Annotated in this window: 19 protein-coding genes; 4 read left to right on the top strand and 15 right to left on the bottom strand. The window is 32.7% G+C overall.

Translation table 11 applies throughout. The features are described 5' to 3' along the window. Window positions 1-77: 77 nt before the first annotated feature. Complete coding sequence (locus GQ46_RS09080) at window positions 78-1034, bottom strand: hypothetical protein (RefSeq protein ID WP_044400823.1); 957 nt, start codon at window positions 1032-1034, stop codon at window positions 78-80. Window positions 1035-1164: 130 nt separating this feature from the next. On the opposite strand from GQ46_RS09080, the gene GQ46_RS09085 reads away from it, so the two are divergent. Further along, on the top strand, window positions 1165-2166 hold the full coding sequence (locus GQ46_RS09085) for an NAD(P)H-dependent glycerol-3-phosphate dehydrogenase (RefSeq protein WP_044400826.1): 1002 nt from the start codon (window positions 1165-1167) through the stop codon (window positions 2164-2166). A gap of 521 nt (window positions 2167-2687) precedes the next feature. On the opposite strand, the gene GQ46_RS17605 is transcribed toward GQ46_RS09085, so the two are convergent. Next, window positions 2688-2843 (bottom strand): hypothetical protein, encoded by a 156-nt coding sequence (locus tag GQ46_RS17605; protein ID WP_156133132.1) that lies wholly within the window; start codon window positions 2841-2843, stop codon window positions 2688-2690. 123 nt (window positions 2844-2966) lie between these two features. On the opposite strand from GQ46_RS17605, the gene GQ46_RS09090 reads away from it, so the two are divergent. Then, on the top strand, window positions 2967-4724 hold the full coding sequence (locus tag GQ46_RS09090) for a helix-turn-helix transcriptional regulator (RefSeq protein WP_044400829.1): 1758 nt from the start codon (window positions 2967-2969) through the stop codon (window positions 4722-4724). Between the two features lie 554 nt (window positions 4725-5278). Next, window positions 5279-5443: a class I lanthipeptide gene (locus GQ46_RS09095; protein WP_197077347.1), complete on the top strand. Its 165-nt coding sequence runs from the start codon at window positions 5279-5281 to the stop codon at window positions 5441-5443. 230 nt (window positions 5444-5673) lie between these two features. On the opposite strand, the gene GQ46_RS09100 is transcribed toward GQ46_RS09095, so the two are convergent. From GQ46_RS09100 to GQ46_RS09110, 3 genes are all read right to left on the bottom strand, one after another. After that, entirely contained in the window at window positions 5674-6069 is a 396-nt protein-coding gene (locus GQ46_RS09100) for a hypothetical protein (protein ID WP_044400835.1), read from the bottom strand. A gap of 224 nt (window positions 6070-6293) precedes the next feature. Beyond that, window positions 6294-7313: a phenylalanine--tRNA ligase subunit alpha gene (gene pheS / locus GQ46_RS09105; RefSeq protein WP_044400838.1), complete on the bottom strand. Its 1020-nt coding sequence runs from the start codon at window positions 7311-7313 to the stop codon at window positions 6294-6296. A gap of 154 nt (window positions 7314-7467) precedes the next feature. Continuing rightward, window positions 7468-7824: a hypothetical protein gene (locus GQ46_RS09110; RefSeq protein WP_044400841.1), complete on the bottom strand. Its 357-nt coding sequence runs from the start codon at window positions 7822-7824 to the stop codon at window positions 7468-7470. A gap of 116 nt (window positions 7825-7940) precedes the next feature. Between GQ46_RS09110 and GQ46_RS09115 the strand changes: the two genes are divergently transcribed. After that, on the top strand, window positions 7941-8465 hold the full coding sequence (locus tag GQ46_RS09115; protein ID WP_044400843.1) for a CvpA family protein: 525 nt from the start codon (window positions 7941-7943) through the stop codon (window positions 8463-8465). A gap of 29 nt (window positions 8466-8494) precedes the next feature. On the opposite strand, the gene GQ46_RS09120 is transcribed toward GQ46_RS09115, so the two are convergent. From GQ46_RS09120 to GQ46_RS09165, 10 genes are all read right to left on the bottom strand, one after another. Continuing rightward, complete coding sequence (locus tag GQ46_RS09120) at window positions 8495-9121, bottom strand: carbonic anhydrase (RefSeq protein WP_044400846.1); 627 nt, start codon at window positions 9119-9121, stop codon at window positions 8495-8497. Between the two features lie 7 nt (window positions 9122-9128). Continuing rightward, window positions 9129-10991 carry a SulP family inorganic anion transporter gene (locus tag GQ46_RS09125; RefSeq protein WP_044400849.1) on the bottom strand — a complete coding sequence of 621 codons (1863 nt, stop codon included), beginning with the start codon at window positions 10989-10991 and terminating at the stop codon, window positions 9129-9131. A gap of 106 nt (window positions 10992-11097) precedes the next feature. Then, a complete protein-coding gene (locus GQ46_RS09130) occupies window positions 11098-11781 on the bottom strand; it encodes a DUF2490 domain-containing protein (protein ID WP_044400852.1) in 684 nt (227 codons plus the stop codon). A gap of 15 nt (window positions 11782-11796) precedes the next feature. Next, a complete protein-coding gene (locus GQ46_RS09135) occupies window positions 11797-12423 on the bottom strand; it encodes a carbonic anhydrase family protein (protein WP_044400855.1) in 627 nt (208 codons plus the stop codon). Window positions 12424-12443: 20 nt separating this feature from the next. Next, the gene (locus GQ46_RS09140) at window positions 12444-13256 is read right to left on the bottom strand and encodes a universal stress protein (protein ID WP_044400858.1); all 813 of its coding nucleotides are present in this window, start codon (window positions 13254-13256) and stop codon (window positions 12444-12446) included. Between the two features lie 11 nt (window positions 13257-13267). After that, a complete protein-coding gene (locus GQ46_RS09145) occupies window positions 13268-14848 on the bottom strand; it encodes a SulP family inorganic anion transporter (RefSeq protein WP_044400862.1) in 1581 nt (526 codons plus the stop codon). An 87-nt stretch (window positions 14849-14935) separates the two neighbouring features. Then, window positions 14936-15193: a hypothetical protein gene (locus tag GQ46_RS09150; RefSeq protein ID WP_156133133.1), complete on the bottom strand. Its 258-nt coding sequence runs from the start codon at window positions 15191-15193 to the stop codon at window positions 14936-14938. 100 nt (window positions 15194-15293) lie between these two features. Further along, complete coding sequence (locus GQ46_RS09155) at window positions 15294-16049, bottom strand: tetratricopeptide repeat protein (RefSeq protein WP_044404817.1); 756 nt, start codon at window positions 16047-16049, stop codon at window positions 15294-15296. Between the two features lie 71 nt (window positions 16050-16120). Continuing rightward, entirely contained in the window at window positions 16121-17893 is a 1773-nt protein-coding gene (locus GQ46_RS09160; protein ID WP_044400870.1) for a BatD family protein, read from the bottom strand. A gap of 65 nt (window positions 17894-17958) precedes the next feature. After that, window positions 17959-18795: a tetratricopeptide repeat protein gene (locus tag GQ46_RS09165; RefSeq protein WP_044400873.1), complete on the bottom strand. Its 837-nt coding sequence runs from the start codon at window positions 18793-18795 to the stop codon at window positions 17959-17961. Window positions 18796-18864 lie beyond the last annotated feature (69 nt).

The raw sequence follows: 18864 nt of genomic DNA on the forward strand, positions 1-18864 counted from the left end.
AAAATCAGTTTAGAGCAAAAAGAAACTGTTTTAAGATTACTCCTTAAACAGTTTCATAAAATTAACTAATCAAAATTTTATTTTTCTCGTGTGCTTTCGCGTGTGTTTTCTTTTTTTGCTGTGTGTTGCTTACGTTTCTTTTCTGCTGAAGACTTAGATTTATCTAAAGTCTTTCCTTCTTTTAAATATGCTATATAACCACGTCCTTTAAATTCATAGACTGTTCCTGAAGAAGCGTGAAATAATTCTACTGTCTGATCATTAATGACACTTAATTCAAATTGTTCGTTATCAAAATAATCATACTCTAATGTCATTATTTTTGAATACATATTCCCTGACACCTCAGCCACACCATAAAATCCTGTAAAATCCCAGTATAAGTTATTTGGATTTGTACCAACTTGATCTTGTGAACTTCTAAAGGTGTTGTCATTTCCACCAGCTAAAAACTGCAGGTAGTTTTCATTATCAAACTCATTCAAAGCACCATATTCACTGGTATATGTTTTTTCCCATGCTTCATATTCTTGCATGAAATAACGAATGTTATCATAAAACACATAGTCATAATCAAAATTTGAGCGCTGGTATCCATTTAAAAAGTATGAGGTATCATTAAACGGATTGTATAATTCTATTGTGTTATTATCTATTTGATACACATCAAAGCTATCATAACCGTCAACAGTATGATCGATATCCAATATCATATTATTTGTATTGTAATAGCCTATAGGAACCCCAAAGCCGTTACCCTGACTTCCAATACCCACTAAATTATTGTTTGCATATAAAGCACCATTTCTAAAAGAAACTGTAAAAGCGATTTGTAAAAAAGGAGTTTCACCATAACCAACCGTTTGATTTATATCTACATACCATAATTCATGTGAACGTAACATTTGTTCTAATGTAATTACGGGAACTACTGGTGATCCTCCTGCATAATCATCTACAACTACCTCTGTGTAACACGAAGTAAATAAAGTTGCTGTTAAAGCAAATATCGAGAGTAATTTAAATGTTTTCATAATCTGTCGTTTTAAAGATTGATATTACAAGGTTTTCAAAAGACGTGCCAAAAATGTTATTCTTTTGATTATCACCTGTTTAATAAATATTATTATTTCCGTATTTTTGAACGAGATTAGAAATTGATTTATGAGTAAAAAATTAAAATTTGCTGTTTTTGGTTCTGGAAGTTGGGCCACCGCCATTGTGAAGATGTTATGTGAAAACCAGGAAAAGGTAGGCTGGTATATGCGTAGTGTTTATACTAAAGAGCATCTGTTAAAAGAACAGCACAATCCAAGCTATTTAAGCTCGGTAGAGTTCAATTTAGAAAAACTAAAGCTTAGTAATGACATTAATGAAATGGTCGCTTATGCCGATGTATTAATCTTTGTTATTCCTTCTGCATTTATTAGTACTGAATTAAAAAAGCTACATTTAGAACTTACAGATAAGATTGTGGTAAGTGCTGTAAAAGGAATTATCCCAGAAACTGGCTTGCTTTTAGGGCAACACTTTCACAATAATTATAACGTCCCTTTTGAAAACATTGGCGTTATTGCCGGGCCTTGCCATGCGGAAGAAGTTGCTTTAGAGCGTTTGTCTTACCTCACGATTTCATGTACTGACGCAGAAAAAGCAACACTTATTGCTGATGCTTTATCGAGTGACTATATAAAAACTAAAATTAGTGATGATGTTATTGGTACTGAGTACGCTGTTATGCTAAAAAACATTTATGCCATTGCTGCCGGAATCGCTCACGGATTGGGTTACGGCGATAATTTCCAGAGTGTATTAATGAGTAATGCTATTCGTGAAATGAAACGCTTTATTAAGAAAATGCATAAAATGAAACGCAACATTAATAACTCGGCTTACCTAGGCGATTTACTGGTAACCGGATATTCTGTTTTTTCGAGAAATAGGATGTTTGGGAATATGATTGGTAAAGGTTACACGGTTAAATCTGCACAAATGGAAATGAGTATGGTTGCTGAAGGTTATTATGCCACTAAAAGTGCTTTTGAACTAAATAAAACTAATAAAAAGAAAACGCAACTTCCTATTATTAATGCAGTTTATGATATTTTATATGAAGGTAAAGATGCAAAAAAGGTGTTTATAAAATTAACTGATAAGTTGGATTAATCCAATGCCTTAGCAAAAGATTCGTCTCAATTTTTATCGTGTTATCATAAAGTTCGTGCTTTCATGATTCGGTTTTTTGGTAGAAAAAAGTCTAAAAAAAACGCTCAACAATAAAACGATTACCATTACTTTCTGAACGACAACAAGTAATAGCTAACCCACCTATTTAAAACATAAATATATAGTCTAAAAAATACTTCGTTTCTAATATGTTTCTATTTATACAATAATAAAGATCATTTCATTCCTGCAGTAAACACACATTACCTAAAGAAACATATAATTAATTTCTCTGGAAATTAGTAATCTAACTACTTATAAAAAATAAAAAAATGAGATTTTTAGTTTTTTAAAAATCTTTATACTAGAGAAATACAATTATACTTAACACTGCTGGTTTCTTAAACCAGCAGTGTTAAGTATAACTTTAAATTTCACAAACACTATTTAATACTCTTTTTATTATAAATTAAGAGTGTTTTTAATTGAAATATAAAAGAACACTCAGAACTTAATAAGAGCTAAACTAAACACAAAATAGTAGAACTCCTCGTTTCTGTAATACTTGTAGGTATTATAGTGTCACCACCAGCGACAACAGTTTTCAATTGTTCAACGTTTAATTCCAAAACGGTTTGTTTTATTAAATATAAATTTACCTTTGTTTGAGACTTCATAGTATGTTTTAATTTTAGCTGTAAACTTATTGTAATTCTAACTGAAACGGAAACTACAGTTAGCTATTTTTATAAATTTAGCGAAAATGTTAGTCGCCTAAAAGAACAAACCGCTCACCTTCAATGATTAAACCTAAAATCGCCACAAAACAACTCTTTCATCTTATAATCCTTTCTTTTATTATCTCATTTACCACTCTCTCTTTTAGAGGTGGTAATTCTGTTGTTCAAGATCCTAAAAACACTTTAGTAGATTCTATTAAAAAATACCTTTATAATGAACCTGAAAAAGCTATTCCACTCATTAAAAAATTGATTAAACAAAGTAAAAAAAACGAGTATGTATTAATGGGCTACGGTGCTTTGGCAGTAGCTCATAACATAAAAGGAGATATAGACAGTACTCTGTTTTATTATAACAAAGGCCTTTTTCATTGTAAGAGCCCCGCAGATATTTTTAGATTTAAATATGACATTGGTAAAGTATATGAAAAACAGCATAACTACAAATATGCTCTATTATGTTATCAAGAGTGTAATGACATCCTAGAAAAAGAGGGCTTACCAGAACAAAAAGATTTTATAAAACACTCTCTAGCAATCATGGAGAATAAAATTGGCCAACCAGAAAAAGCCTTAAAAATATTGCGAGAAATTTATACTTTAGAAAAAAAGAAAGGAAAAAATGTAAAAAAATTAAGGTATACAAGAAAGTACTTGGCGGAGATCTATTTAAACACTAAAAAACCAGATAGTGCTTTAATACTCATTGATGAGGGAATGCGAGATGCCAAGTCAGAAAACAATAGAGAACTTCAATATTATTTCTTTAAATTAAAAGCAGAATGCTTACTATACCAGAAGCAACATAAAAAAGCACTAATAGAGATTGATAGTGCACTAAAAATAGCAAAAAATCTTAACAACCTAAAATTTAAAAATCAGGCTAATTATCTTTTGTCTCTAACCCAAGGAAATTTAGGAGATTATTTAAATTCTATTACCATAGTTAAATCTATTCTTAGTACTAATTCAGAAAAAACGGAAGAAGAACTCTCTAAATACTATAAATTACTAGCCACAAACTATGAAGCTATTGACAGCAGTACTCTTTCTGTTATATATTATAAAAAGTTTACAATTGAAAAACAAAAATTAACAGATAAACGCTTAGCTACCTTAGATAATATTTACAGTATTGATGTAAAGGAACAAATAGATAAAAAAGACCATCATAAAAATAAATCTCAATTTTGGCTCTTTCTTTCTCTAGTCTTATGTTTTATTTCACTTACGCTAATTATTACATCAAAAACTAGAAAAAGAAAGAGCCAAAAACATTTTGATTATCTAATGGTTAAAATAAAAAATCATGAAAATAATGAAGCTTTAATAAAAAATTCAATAATTACTATCAAATCCACATCAGAGCAATTTAAAGCTAATGATAAAACTAGTAATGATTCGGTTATGGAGAACGAAGAATTCTTAAAAACTTCAGCAAAAACAGCTTATATTATTGATAATGAACAGGCAGAAAAAATACTTATAAAAGTAAAAGAATTTGAAGATAAAAAATATTATTTAAATCAGGATTGCACAATGCATAATATGGCTAAGCGTCTTAAAACAAACACTTCATACCTCTCACAGGTCATAAACAAACATTTAGATAAAACATTTAGTGCTTATATAAATGAACTAAGAATAAACTATGTTATTCTTGAACTCAAAAATAATAAAAGATTAAGATCATATTCTGTACAAGCAATTTCTCAAGAGATTGGCTATAAAAGCACGTATTCCTTTTCAAAATACTTTAAAGAAGCTACTGGATTGACTCCTTCCGTTTATATCAAAAAAATAAGTAGTATTTCTTAAATCCCTTCTAAAACCAATAGAATCAATACTTTTTCTAATCGCTAGTTTTATAAAACTAGCGATTAGAACTTTGTTTTACGCGTTCATTATAAATTTCTTTGTAGAAAAAAAATTGCAATAGACTATTTAATTCTAAAAGCACAACCCTTTTTTTCATAAGAAACAGAGCTAAAAAAATTAAGATATATTAAAAAATCATGATAAGGTAAAATTAGTATTTACAGAAAGTTCAAATGCGGAAATTAATAACAAACTGTTTCCTGAAAAATTGGAGCTACTACATATGCGCATGGCGTTTGTATTCCAGACTCTATTTCAGATAAGTTTAGAAACGGATTATCAAAATCTGATGCTAGTCTGCACTAAATATTTAATTAAAAAACTTATACAGAAATCATTAAAACAATACTATTAATTAATCTAACTCTTTTTACGTTTGCTGAAGCCATCGACTTTATCGATTAAAAGACAAAAGCATCTAAAAAATGATTAGAGCGGAAAACTTGTATGCCGTTAAAAAAATACAACATAAACTAAATTTAAAAACAAAAATCATGAAAACACAAAACTCAAAGCTAACATTTAGCAAAAACTCAATTACAGAATTAAATGATTCAAAAATGCTTTTGGTTGACGGAGGTTCAACTCCGGCATGCGTTATTTCTGCCATGAACTTAATTGCCTGGACTATTGTAGCTTATACAGTTACTAAAGATTAGAAATAATTATTTTTTTTTATCAAAAAAAATGCGTGTAACTTAAACGTTACACGCATTTTAAAAAAAAACTATACTTCCATAGTGCCTCAAGTTCAACGAAAATATATTCAGCATATAAATTCTTATCTTATTTAAACATTAATATATGGTTTTATGACTACTTAAAAGAGATCACATTCTTTGATCTCTCCAATAAATAAAAAACCCTGTTGACTACTTTAAGAGAAAAACTACTTCACCATAACTCCTCGTGCTTCCATTAATGGTATGGGCTGTAAGGCCTTTAAATTAATAGTGTTTTTTCTAAAGGTATAGGTTTTATCAAACATCTTATTTCCTTCAAAAAAAGACACTTTAAACTGATTGTTTAAAGCAAATAAATCGTCTTGCATCAATTCGATTTTAGCATAGCTTTTTTTTGGCAAAAGGTCTAATTTCTTACGAAAAATAGAAGTCATTTTATCTGCGTTATATCCACTAGTTACGATCAATACCATTTCTAGGTCTACCGCTTTATCATTAATAATATAGGCATTCCAATCTTGCGTTTTGTAGAGGTCATTGTACTCGTTTACAATGGCAATGTATACGCCTTCAACTTTAGGGATTTCAATGTCGTTTTTCATGCTTACTTGCCGCAATAGCGGTTCTCTTTATTTTATTTCTTTCCTTTATCTTCTCAATAGAGACAAAATGCTTACAAAAAGCGATAGTGCTTATAATTTAAAACACTAAATTCTTTACTGATTCTATAGCTTTTAGTAATCTCATATTGTGTTTTTTAAGATTTTAAAGTGAGAAAAAAGCCCAACTGAGGGTTTCAGTTGGGCTTTTTTTTATAGGTCTTTATTTATAAAGCACTTTTAAACTGTTCTAAGAAACGCACGTCGTTCTCGCTTAATAACCGAATATCGCTTATTTGATGTAATAACATCGCGATACGATCGACACCAACGCCAAAGGCAAAACCTGAGTATTCATTGGCATCAATACCACAGTTAGTTAATACGTTTGGATCTACCATCCCACAACCGCCTATTTCTAACCAACCTGTCCCTTTGGTGATTTTATAATCGGTTTCCGTTTCTAGTCCCCAATACACATCTATTTCTGCACTTGGTTCTGTAAATGGGAAATAAGAGGGACGTAACCTTATCTTAGATTTCCCAAATAACTCTGTTGTAAAATATTGTAGGGTCTGCTTTAAATCTGCAAAACTCACATCTTTATCGATATACAAACCTTCTACCTGATGGAAAAAACAATGTGAACGGGCAGAAATAGCCTCATTTCTATACACACGCCCCGGTGAAATAGTACGAATAGGCGGTGGATTATTTTCCATATAACGCACTTGCACAGAACTGGTGTGTGTACGTAATAAAATATCGGGATTCGTTTGAATAAAAAAGGTGTCCTGCATGTCTCGTGCCGGATGGTATTCTGGTAAGTTTAAGGCCGTAAAATTATGCCAGTCATCTTCTATTTCCGGACCCTCGCTAACATTAAATCCTATTTGAGAAAAGATATCAATAATCTGGTTTTTAACCAATGAAATGGGATGACGTGCACCTAAAGCTACGGGTTCTCCAGGTCGTGATAAATCACCGTACGCGCCAGAATTCTCAGTGGTACTATCCAACTCCTCTTTTAAAGTATTAACCTTTTCTTGAGCGGTGTTTTTTAACTCATTTATGACTTGTCCAAACTCCTTTTTATGTTCGTTAGCAACGTTTTTAAACTCTGCAAAGTATTCATTAAGCAGGCCTTTTTTACCCAAGTATTTTATACGAAAGGCTTCAACCTCGTCTTTAGACTGCGTTTTAAAGCTTTCTGCTTCAGCAATGAGTTCTTTTATCTTATCTATCATAATCTTCTAAATGAATGGCAAATTTACTATTTTTTATGAGATCTGCCTTAAGTAAATAGTCAGGAATCTTCAAGATTAAACCCATTTTATGGGCGACTACCTATAGACTAATCTTTCTGGAATGGTCCACCTATAAGTGGATGACTAATAACTATTACTCTATATATTCTGTTTCAATAAAATAATTAACAATCGCTTCTTTCATTAACACACTTTGCTCACCAGCTTTTAAATGTGGTAATTCTTCTTTGATTGTATAATGTGGCCAACCTTCGTCGTCAACAAAATCTAATTCATAATAGCCATAAGGAGATAGTACCTTACAGATTGCTATGTGCATAAGGTCTAACTTTTGGTCTTTTTTAAAAGCTCTATCTAGCTGTCCTAATTCTTGTACACCAATAAGATAAATAATAGCATCCAAATCTAGTGTATCTCCATCTGCAAATTGATTGGATAACTTAGTAACTACCAAATCCCAGCGTTCTTTTAATGCTTCGTCTCTTGCCATTTTATATATTCAAAATAAAGTTTGAAAAGTTCAAAGTTAGCAAACTAAACCGTTCTCTATGAACCTTATTTATTAAAATGTAAAAATTTGTGTAGGTTTGTGTAAAATCTAATTTTATGGCGGTTATTGATATTGTTTTAGGTGCGCTCTTGCTATTTGGACTCGTTCGTGGTTTTATGAAAGGGCTTTTTGTTGAAATCGCTTCTCTTGTTGCTTTAGTTGCAGGCGTTTACGGCGCGATTCACTTTAGTTATTATGTGGCTGAATTTCTTCAAACCAGAACAGAATGGGCCGAAAAAACCATCAACATTACTGCCTTTGCTATTACTTTTGTGATTATTATCGTTGTTATTGCTTTAGCAGGAAAAGCGCTGACAAAATTAGCCGACTTTGCGGCTTTAGGCATATTAAATAAGTTGCTTGGTGGTCTGTTTGGTGTTTTAAAGGTTGGTTTGATTTTAAGTATTTTATTGATTGTGTTTAATAAGCTTAATAGCACTATAACCTTTGTAGATGAGGAACACATTGAGGATTCCCTTTTATACGAACCAGTAAAATCGATTGCGCCTTTAATTTTTCCGAATATTATTAAAACGGAAAGTGACGAAGACGAAGAAACTATTCCAGAAAATGGCATCTAAAAAAAGCGGCTATTAATCGCCGCTTTTTTTTAATCTAGATGATAGATTTCCATAATATCTTTTAAATAATGTTCAAAATCTATTTTTAAATCTATTAATTTTCCGGTGTGTACATCAAATACCCACCCGTGTACTTTTAACCCTCTATCTCTATACGCTTTTTGGACTGCTGCCGTTTTTATAAGATTAACACATTGCTCTTTTACATTGAGTTCTACTAAACGATCATACTTTTTTTCTTCGTCTTTAATGTCATTAAGCTCCTCTTTGTGAATGCGATACACGTCACGAATATTACGCAACCATGAATTTAAAATACCTAAATCTGCAGATTGCATGGCTGCTTTTACACCACCGCAAGCATAATGACCACAAACCACAACGTGGTTTACTTTTAAATGCACAACGGCATATTCAACCACAGACATGGCGCTTAAATCTATCCCAGAAACCATATTAGCAATGTTTCTATGCACAAACACCTCTCCTGGACCCAGTCCCATTAAATCCTCTGCAGTAACGCGACTATCACTGCACCCTATATAAAGCAGTTCTGGATTCTGACCTTTTCCTAAATCTTCAAAATAATTTTTGTCTTTAGCTAACTTTTCTTTTATAAACTTTTCATTATTATCAAATACGTGCTTTAAATCCATAGTGCTTTTAAAATTTATCTTCCACGTTATTTTTGACCCAATTAAGACAAGATTTAAAATCTTTAAAAATATGCTCTTTTGGTATTAAATCTGGAATAATATCTATGCGTTCCATCATATACCTAGGTTGTTCTAACAAGTTAACAAATAAGACATTAATCTTTTGTTTTCTAAGGTCTACTAAAACATCTTCCATGGCATATAATCCTGACTGATCCATGTACTGCATCCGACCTAACCTAATAATAACCGTTTTGGCCGTAATTGGTATTTGTTTTGATAACGCTTGAAAATCTGAAGTTGAACCAAAGAACAATGGGCCTTTTATGTGTTTTATAAAGACTTCTTCTTTTAAATTTTCAGGAAAATTACTTTCATCAGACCACGCTTCTTCCTTTAATGATTTCACATCACTTCTTCTGGCTGTGAGATCTCCTATTTTTTTCATGAATAATAAAGAAGCAATCACTAAACCTATTCCAACAGCATACACTAAGTTCCAAAAAGTTGAGAGTAAAAGAACGACTATCATTATCAATACTTCTGAACTCACCTTTACTGGACCAATTTTCATATCCTTTGGTAAATACGGAATTGCCTTAAGCCCTTTATAATCCATAACACCAATTCCAACCGTTATTAAAATCCCTGCCAAAACAGCTGCTGGAATTTTTGAAGCTACAGGGCCTAAAGCAAGTAAAATGACAAGAAGCAAGATCCCTGCAATCATTCCTGAAAGCTTGGTCTTACCTCCAGCGTTAATGTTAACTACGGTTCTAATCGTGGCTCCAGCACCTGGAATACCACCAAAAATAGCACCTATACTATTACCTATCCCTTGTCCAACCAACTCTTTATTAGGTTGGTGTTTGGTCTTGGTCATGTTGTCTGCCACTACACTCGTTAGTAAAGAGTCTATGGCCCCTAAGAGGGCTAAAGTAATTGCTGTAAATATGTAAGGGGTTACGGAGGCTAATTTAAATCCTGTAAAAATTTCAAGATTAGGGATTGGTAATCCTGATGGAATTTCTTCAATAGGTCGGTAGTCTAATCCAAATCCAAATGCGATCCCAGAGACCACAATTAATGCCACTAATGCACTTGGTATTTTTGTGGTAATCTTTTTAAAACCATAAACAATAAATATGGTGGATAATGCCAAAGCGAGTTCCAGCCAATTTATGTTTTTCATAGCTCTAGGTAATGTTTTAATGGTTCCCATAACCCCAGAAGTTGCAGATTTGGCCAAAGTTTGAGATTCTTTTGCAATATCTTCTTCTGTTAAGGAATTAGCACGTAAAATAGTTTCTTGAAAATTTTCTAAAACCAAAATACCTTCCCCTGCTTCTTCTCTTAAAATATTTTCTAAAATGAGTTCTTCTGCCTGCGGCTTAAATTGGCTTACTAGATCTAAGTCCTCTTTAGGGTAATACCCAACGGCTGGTAAAATTTGAGTCACCAAAATAATCACTCCAATAGCGGTCATAAAACCGGAAACTACAGGATACGGAATGTATTTTATGTACTTTCCAAAACCCAGAACACCTAGTCCTACTTGGAACAGACCTGCCAGTAAAAACACAGTTAAAATAGCTGGCAATGCTTTTTCTACACTACCATCATTTGCTGCTATTATTGTAGCTATAACAATCATACTTACGGCAGTCATTGGCGCCGTTGGTCCAGAAATCTGTGTATTTGTTCCTCCAAAAAGTGCTGCAAAGAAACTAATAAATATTGCACCATAAAGCCCTGCCTGAGGTCCTAAACCTGACGACACACCAAAGGCTAATGCTAAAGGTAATGCTACAATCCCTGCAGTGATACCTCCAAATGCGTCTCCTTTTAAATGGGTAAAAAATTTCTTCATTAACTGTGATTTTGGTTTTACACTAATTTAGTACTAATTCTCAACATAAAACGCTGATATTTATCTTTTGTCTTTTACAATTATCAAATTATAAGTTTACTGTACTTTAGAAATTAACAAAAGCAATAATATTGATTTGATCTCTACCTGAGGTTTCAAAAAACTGATTCATATAGCCTAATTCTAACCGCAATGCTTCTGAAAACTGATAGCCCAAGCCGCCATATAATCTGTTCCTATCAAAAATTGATGATTCGGTATTTAAAAAAATCTCATTATATGCTGAAAGATACAAAGGGTTTTTACCTTCTTCCTTATATTGAAGTGGTATTTTTATTCCTAAAAAATAACGGAATCGCATTTTAAAATCGTCTTCTACAAAACGTTGTTCAAATCGGTAACGATGACTTAAACCAACTTTACCAACCTCTTGCTTAGTTGTAAACTGCTGGAAAATTCGGTGTTCGTTTACACTTAGCTTTTCGTCTGTTTCTCCTATGTAATTTTCAGAGAGAATATAACCATACCCTAACAGGAGATTATTGTTGTTTTCGGTTAAATTATAACCCACTCCTGTTCTCAATAAAAGTTGTTCTAAATCACCAATGGCATCATAATTTCGGTATTGCACTTCATTATGAATATTCCAACCGTTATTCAAGTTTTTACTCCCTATATAAATTAGCCAATTCCCTAAATCGTTCGCTTGACCTAAAGCATAAAAAGGCAACACTAACGATAAAGTTAGTGTTGCTATGATATTTTTATTTTTTAATTTAATTTTTCCCATTAAGCTTATTCTATATTAATAAAAATCTACCGCACCTGTATTGATATCATACATGGCACCTACTATTTTGATTTCACCGCTTTTCTCCATTTCTGTTAAAATTGGACTTTCATCATGAATTCTATCTATAGTTAATAGGACGTTTTTCTTAGATACTTCATCAACAAATTCTAGATTTGCTGACGTTCTTAAGCTTTCATCCTTAGGCTCTATAACGGCGTTTACAGCCGGTGTTATTTTTTGAATTAGCTTTGTTAGATTTCCCATTTCGGCGTGATCACAAGCTCCCTTAATTGCGCCACAACTGGTATGACCCAAAACAACAATAAGTTTTGTACCAGCTAATTTACTTGCAAACTCCATACTCCCTAAAATATCTTCGTTTACAAAATTTCCTGCAATACGAACGCTAAATATGTCACCTAGTCCTTGGTCAAAAACTAACTCTGCAGAGACACGTGAGTCTATACAGCTAAGTATTGTGGCAAATGGAAATTGGCCATCACTAGTATCATTAACCTGCTCTAAAAGATTACGATTTGCCTTTAAGTTGTTTTGAAACCTCTCATTACCTTCTTTTAAGAACTGTATTGCCTTGTCTGGTGTTAGTGTTGCTTGTGTTTCTTTTGTATGTGCTTTCATAATTATTTAATATTTTAGTACTACTTGTGTAGCATTTGTTTTTGTTTCCCTACTAATAATAGTGAAACGTTAAGTTTATTTATAACGTTTTTAATAGTTTTACTTGCTTTATCATTGTTTCTTGTATCTACACACATCAGGTTTATATTGTTTTTTGATGCATATTTAGAAACATTATCGATTGCTTTAGCACCTTGCTCAAAGACAAATTCTATCGCGCCTTTGCCTAAAGCTGTCTCTGTTTTGAGAGTGCTATTCGTGTTTTTAGAAATTTCAAAATACCTTACGGGGTGTTTTGTTTTATTAATTAATCCTTCAATAACACCCGTATTGTTAGTGTGTTCCGTGGTATTTAAAACGCCTAAAGAAAACTCTTGATTTGGTTGTAGTGCATGTTGTTTCGCTGCTATCATAATAATACCATCATGCTTTTTTAAAACAAAATCGATAAGATTATCGCCTATAAAGTTAAGTTTTTTTGGATTTCTCTTTCCAAGCACAATAATGTCTGGCTGATATTTATTTATATAATTCTCAATTTCATGCTTAGCATTACCAAGCGCCAATTCACATTCTATGTGTAATCCGAATTCTTTGCAGATAGGTTGCACCAAATTTTCAATCGTTTTGCTGGTGATAATATGTTCCTCATTAATAGAACGCATAGCAGACAATTGACTATCTGTTTCTACAACGTCTATTGGTTTTTTAACATGGAAAAGCGTAATCTCACCATCAACTAATTTTGCTAAACTTACAGTGCTTTTTAATTCTGACTCGGCAGAGGTTTTCAAATCTGAAAGTACTAGTATTTTATATTTGTTGTATTTCATGATTTGAACTTTTAGGCTGTTTTTGGTCTAAATTTGAAAAATTCGATGAAGCTTTCTGGGTTTTCAACAATTCCTTTTTCTGATATTAAGCGGATGTCTATATTTCGCTCTTTGGCTTTAAAGGCGAAATCTTCTAAAATCTCAATAATATCATTATCTAAATATCTGGTTTTTCTTACATCCAATTCTAAATACGTATCTCTAGGCAAGCTATCTAATTCTTTTAGTATGGCTCCTTTATTAAAAAAGGTCACCTCTTCCGCTAGCGTCATTTTTATATTATGTTGTCCATTACTTTTATCTTCTATGTGTAAAAAGTGAGAATTCTGGAAGCTTTTAATTAGAATAACGACAATTCCTACCCCTAAACCTAAGCCAATTCCCCAAAGAAGATCTATAAAAACAATACCCAAAACTGTTATTGCGAATGGAATAGATTGTTTCCAACCCAGTTCATACATTTTTATAAACAATCCTGGTTTTGCTAACTTATAACCTACCACTAAAAGGATTGCAGCCAAGACAGAAAGTGGAATCATGTTGAGTAATCTTGGAATTAAAATCACAGAAATTAACAAGAGAAAACCATGGATTATTGCAGACATTTTACTTCGACCACCAGACTGTATATTAGCAGAACTCCTAACAATTACCTGAGTGATTGGCAAGCCACCAATCATTCCAGAAATGATGTTTCCTGTACCTTGTGCAAGTAACTCCCTATTCGTTGGAGTCACATATTTATTTGGGTCTAGCTTATCTGTAGCTTCAACACATAAGAGTGTTTCCAAACTAGCCACTAGAGCGATTGTAAAGGCGACTATCCAAACGTCTATATTACTTATAATGCTAAAATTTGGAAAACTAAACTGCCCAATAAATGAGGTTAAATCATCTGGAACTGGAACATTTACCAAGTGTGAATTTTCAATCGATAAAACAGAATTTCCTTGAGTAACAGCATAAAAGATAATACCTACCACAACAGCAACTAAAGGCCCTTGAATTAACTGAAATATCTTGCCTTTTTTAGAAAGCACCTTGTCCCAAAGCACTAAAATAGCTAAGCCTAGGATACCAACCAAAGCGGCTCCTGGTTGAATATTATTTACAGAGTTAATGATTTCTGAAAAGGTATTTTCTCCGTCGACCTGAAAAAAGGCAAAATCACCTTCGGGATCTGCATCATAACCAAAAAAATGTGGAATTTGTTTAAGAATAATAATAATTCCAATACCTGTTAGCATTCCTTTAATTACCGAAGACGGAAAATAATAGCCAATAATTCCCAATCTTAAAATACCAAAAATAATTTGAATAGCACCTCCTAAAACAACCGCTACAAGGAAATTTTGATACCCTCCCAATGAGCCAATTGCTGTTAATACAATGGCTGCTAAACCTGCTGCCGGTCCACTAACACCTATTTTAGAACCACTTAAGGCTCCAACAATAATACCACCAATAATTCCTGCAATTACTCCCGAAAATAATGGCGCTCCACTGGCCAAGGCAATACCTAAACATAGTGGTAAAGCTACAAAAAACACGACTATACTCGCTGGCAAGTCATTCTTCAACGTTTTAAACATATATAAATTCATTTGCGCTATTGAAAAAATTCAATAGCTAGTTTTAATAATTTTTTTTGGACTAAGCAGTCCTTTTTTAAAAAAGTATTAAATGAATTCGGGTGGTGGAGAAATTAAATTAAGGTGTGGTTTAGAATACTTTTTGTAAGTATATCTTACATTATCTTCGGTTTCTGAATTTGAAAAGTGATCTGAACCCAACGAAGTATTTGAAACAAAAACTTCTAATTCTTTATTTTTGGTGTTGCCCTTTTCTTCCTCTTCTTCAGAAACATTCATTAGAAATGAGATATCTATAGAATTATCGACGAATACCAATATTGATGGCAACGTTGTAAACGCCATAAATAAGACAGTCAAGAAAATAGATACACTGTTTTTAAACATTTCTTAGTATTGAAATGCAAATATATGATTTGTGAAGCAAAAAAAGGTTAAGGAATCTTTAAAAGATATTCAGCAATTTAATGTCAGTTTCTGGTATCCATCCTGTTTTTCCGTCTGAAAGTTTAATTTTTTTCCAGTGACTCACAGTATCTAAAACCTGGACTTTTGTGCCTTCATGGAGAACAAAGGCCTCTACGCTTCTTGAATTGGGTTCACTTGTTACTTGAGCTTCCTGAGCAAAAACTATGGCTGGTTTATTATTTTTTGCTACATTATACGTGTGAAAAGTAAACGCTAATGCCGTAAAGGTTAAAAAAATGGACAGTACACTTCCTGTAAAAAATAATCGTTTTTTTCCTGTTTCAAAAGTAAAATAATAGGCTAAATAAAGTAAGACAAATAAGACAACCGAGATAACAGAGAGTAGTGCCCAACCATCAAAAGAAAAGACGTTTTTAATTTTATTTAGCGTTTTAGAAATGCTGGTCTCTGGTATATTCTCTATGGCATCTATTGTCATGTTATTTGCAAAGGCCAAATTATTCATTATCTCCTCATCTTTTGGCGCCATAGCTGCGGCCTTTTCATAATAATAAATACTTGGAGCAATATGGTTTAGCTTATAATGTGCATTGGCGATATTAAAATACAATTCGGCAGAATGCTGATTACCCTTTAAAATCGTTTCATATTTATCTAATGCTTCAGCAAACTTACCTTCATTATATAAGGTGTTAGCCTGATCAAATACCACTTCATTTTGTGCAGAAAGTAGTCCGCAAATGAATAGAAATATGTAGCTTAATTTTTTCATTTTATTTTCTTTGAAAACGAAACATTTCATTTAAAAATAGAGTCCTGCTTACACAGTAATAGTGTTAAACGTTATTTAATTTGTTTGTCAATTAAGTTAATAGTATTTGCAGCCTTTTCATAATCCTGTTTCATTGTTACCGTCGTTATTGGCGAATATCGGGCCAATTCACAGTTTTCAAGAATACTTTCAAAATCTGAAATCACTTCTTTTTCAACGTCTCCTTCAGCCAGTAATCTTTTGATTTTATCTTTACTTAAATCACTGGTTTCTATATTTAATTTAGCTTTTAAATAATTGTGTAATGCTTTTTCTAAGGCAACATAAAAAGCTTCTTTTTGACCTAAAGCTTTCTTCGCCTCCCCTAAATACTTTTTCGATAATCTATCTGCTTTTCTTAAGCGATTGCCTACAATATCTCCAGCGCGTGCTTCTCTTTTTCTTCGGAAAACAATAGCCAATGGAATCGCCAACAAAGGGCTTAATAAACTCACCCAAAAGACCGTAGATTTAAAAAAGTAGGTTCTCTGCTTTGGTTCTAAATTGGCATCAGTTTTAATAAAAGCAAACTGGTCATTGTTTAGAATAACACGTTTTTTATTTGCGCCTTGCGCCACCAAGTTATTGTCTGAAGCACCGTAAACAGGACCTTCTAAAACATTTATTGTACGCTCTTCAGAGGATAGGCGCTTGTAACTATTGGTTTCTAAATCAAAATATGAAAATGAAATCGCTGGTATTGGATATTTCCCTTTATACTGTGGAACAATCGTATAGCTATCGGAAATTTTCCCTTGCATTCCGTTAAAGTTAGTATTTATGTTTTCTTCATGTTCTGGTTCATAAACTTCTAAAGAACTAGGCACATTAAGTTTAGGCAGTGCAAACAATTTCAAATTTCCTTGACCAGAAACTTCTACTTTGGCTTGTAAGGATTCGTTTGCATTTAATTCGGTTTTCGAAGTGATTAGTTTAAAATCGAAATTACCAACGGCTCCTGTAAAATCTAAAGGTTTTCCTTCTTCTGGGAGCGGTTTTACATCAATAATACGTACGTTCGCAGCAACCGTTTTGTGTACTTGCCTCATTAAGCGACCTCCAAAGATATCGCGTCGCGTTGTTGGGACATCTACGGTGATTTCTAATTTTAAGGGCTCTATTTCTAATTTACCTGTTTTTTGAGGAAATAACACTGTTTTGCGCAGTACCACATATCTATAGTCTTCTCCTTTGTATTTTCCATTCTGGACTTTTAAACTTTTGTCATTTATATTTTGACTCCAGAAATCATCAAACTTAGGATCTTCAATTTCACGCCAATTACTAACGCCAGTATTTGAAGATACATATAATTTGTAAACAACCGTTATGGCTTCGTTCAGGTAGGGATTATTTTTAGAGACCTCAGCGACCAAGTGTATGTTGTCTGCAACAATCACATCTGGATCATTAGGATCTTTAGGCTTATCTATGGCTTTTGTTACTTTAATAACAATAGGTGTTGTTTTGTAAGTTTCACCTCCAATCTCTATAGTAGCTTGTGTAATCATGAATTCGCCTTCACGATCTGGTGCTAAAAAGTAACTGTATGTTTTTTCAAAAGAGCGGTTTCCATTAATCCAAGAATTACTTACCGATTGATTTGGGCCTCCAATAATAGTAAAGCCTTCAAAGCTTGGCGGATTGAAATTATCGCCATCTTGATTCATAGAGAAATCAACACGTAAACGCTCATTAACACCTAAGATTTTCTTGCTTACTTTAGCTTGAAATTCAACTTGTGCGGTAGCAATACTTGTTGAAAGTATGATTAATAAAAGCGCTATTTTTTTTATCAGTTTCATAATAATTCACGATGTTAGATTTTAGATTTACAATTAATATCATAATTCCTAAATCATAGTTCGTATTACCAATCTTTATCGGTTTGTACTTTAACGCCTTTTACTTTTTCGGCATTCATTTTTTCCTGTACTTTCTGTTCTTGATTATTCATCGCTTCTAGCAAGTTTTTAATTTGCTGAGGCGATAATTGTCCTGGTTGCTGCTGTGGATTTGGTTGTTCTTTTTTCTTATCATCCCCTTGACCCTCTTGATCTTTTTTCTCATCAGGCTTTCCTTCATCTTTTTTATCTTCACCTTCCTTTTTATCCTCATTCTCACCTTCACCTTCCTTATCTTTTTGGTCTTCCTGCTCTTTATCTTTGTTTTGCTCGTCCTCGTTTTCTTTCTTATCTTTTTCCTTATCGTCTTTGTTGTCTTCTTCCTGAGGTGGTTCTTTTTCATCTTTAGCACAGTCTTTAGCCAGAGCTAAATTGTATCGTGTTTCATCATCTGTTGGGTCGTTTCTTAACGCATTTTTAAAAGCCTCTACAGCCTCTTTACATTTTTTATTTTGCATTAAAATATTTCCGATATTATGAAAAGCCCTGTGTTTTTCTTGCTTAGCTGTCGCATTTTTAGCCGCTTGCTGATTGCGATATAACGCCTCGTCATAATTTCCTTTCTCATAATATGAATGTCCTAAATTATAAGTACCTGCAACACTAGTGGGTTTAGTAGAAATCGCTTTTCTATATTCCATTTCTGCCAACACAAAGTTATCATTGCTCGCTAAATCATTAGCTTCATTGATTAAATCATTGGCTTTCTTTGTTATTTTGGCTTGCTCCTTTTTATTGCCTTCTTCTTGAGCAAACGCAAATCCTGCTATTAAAAGGAATATGTAGGTTATTATTAGTTTCATATTTACTTTTGTAAATGTGGGTGTTATTATTGTTTTTTCAACGTCTAAATATATGAAAGCCCTGGATTC

It is taken from the genome of Lacinutrix sp. Hel_I_90 (assembly GCF_000934685.1).
Lineage (GTDB): Bacteria > Bacteroidota > Bacteroidia > Flavobacteriales > Flavobacteriaceae > Lacinutrix.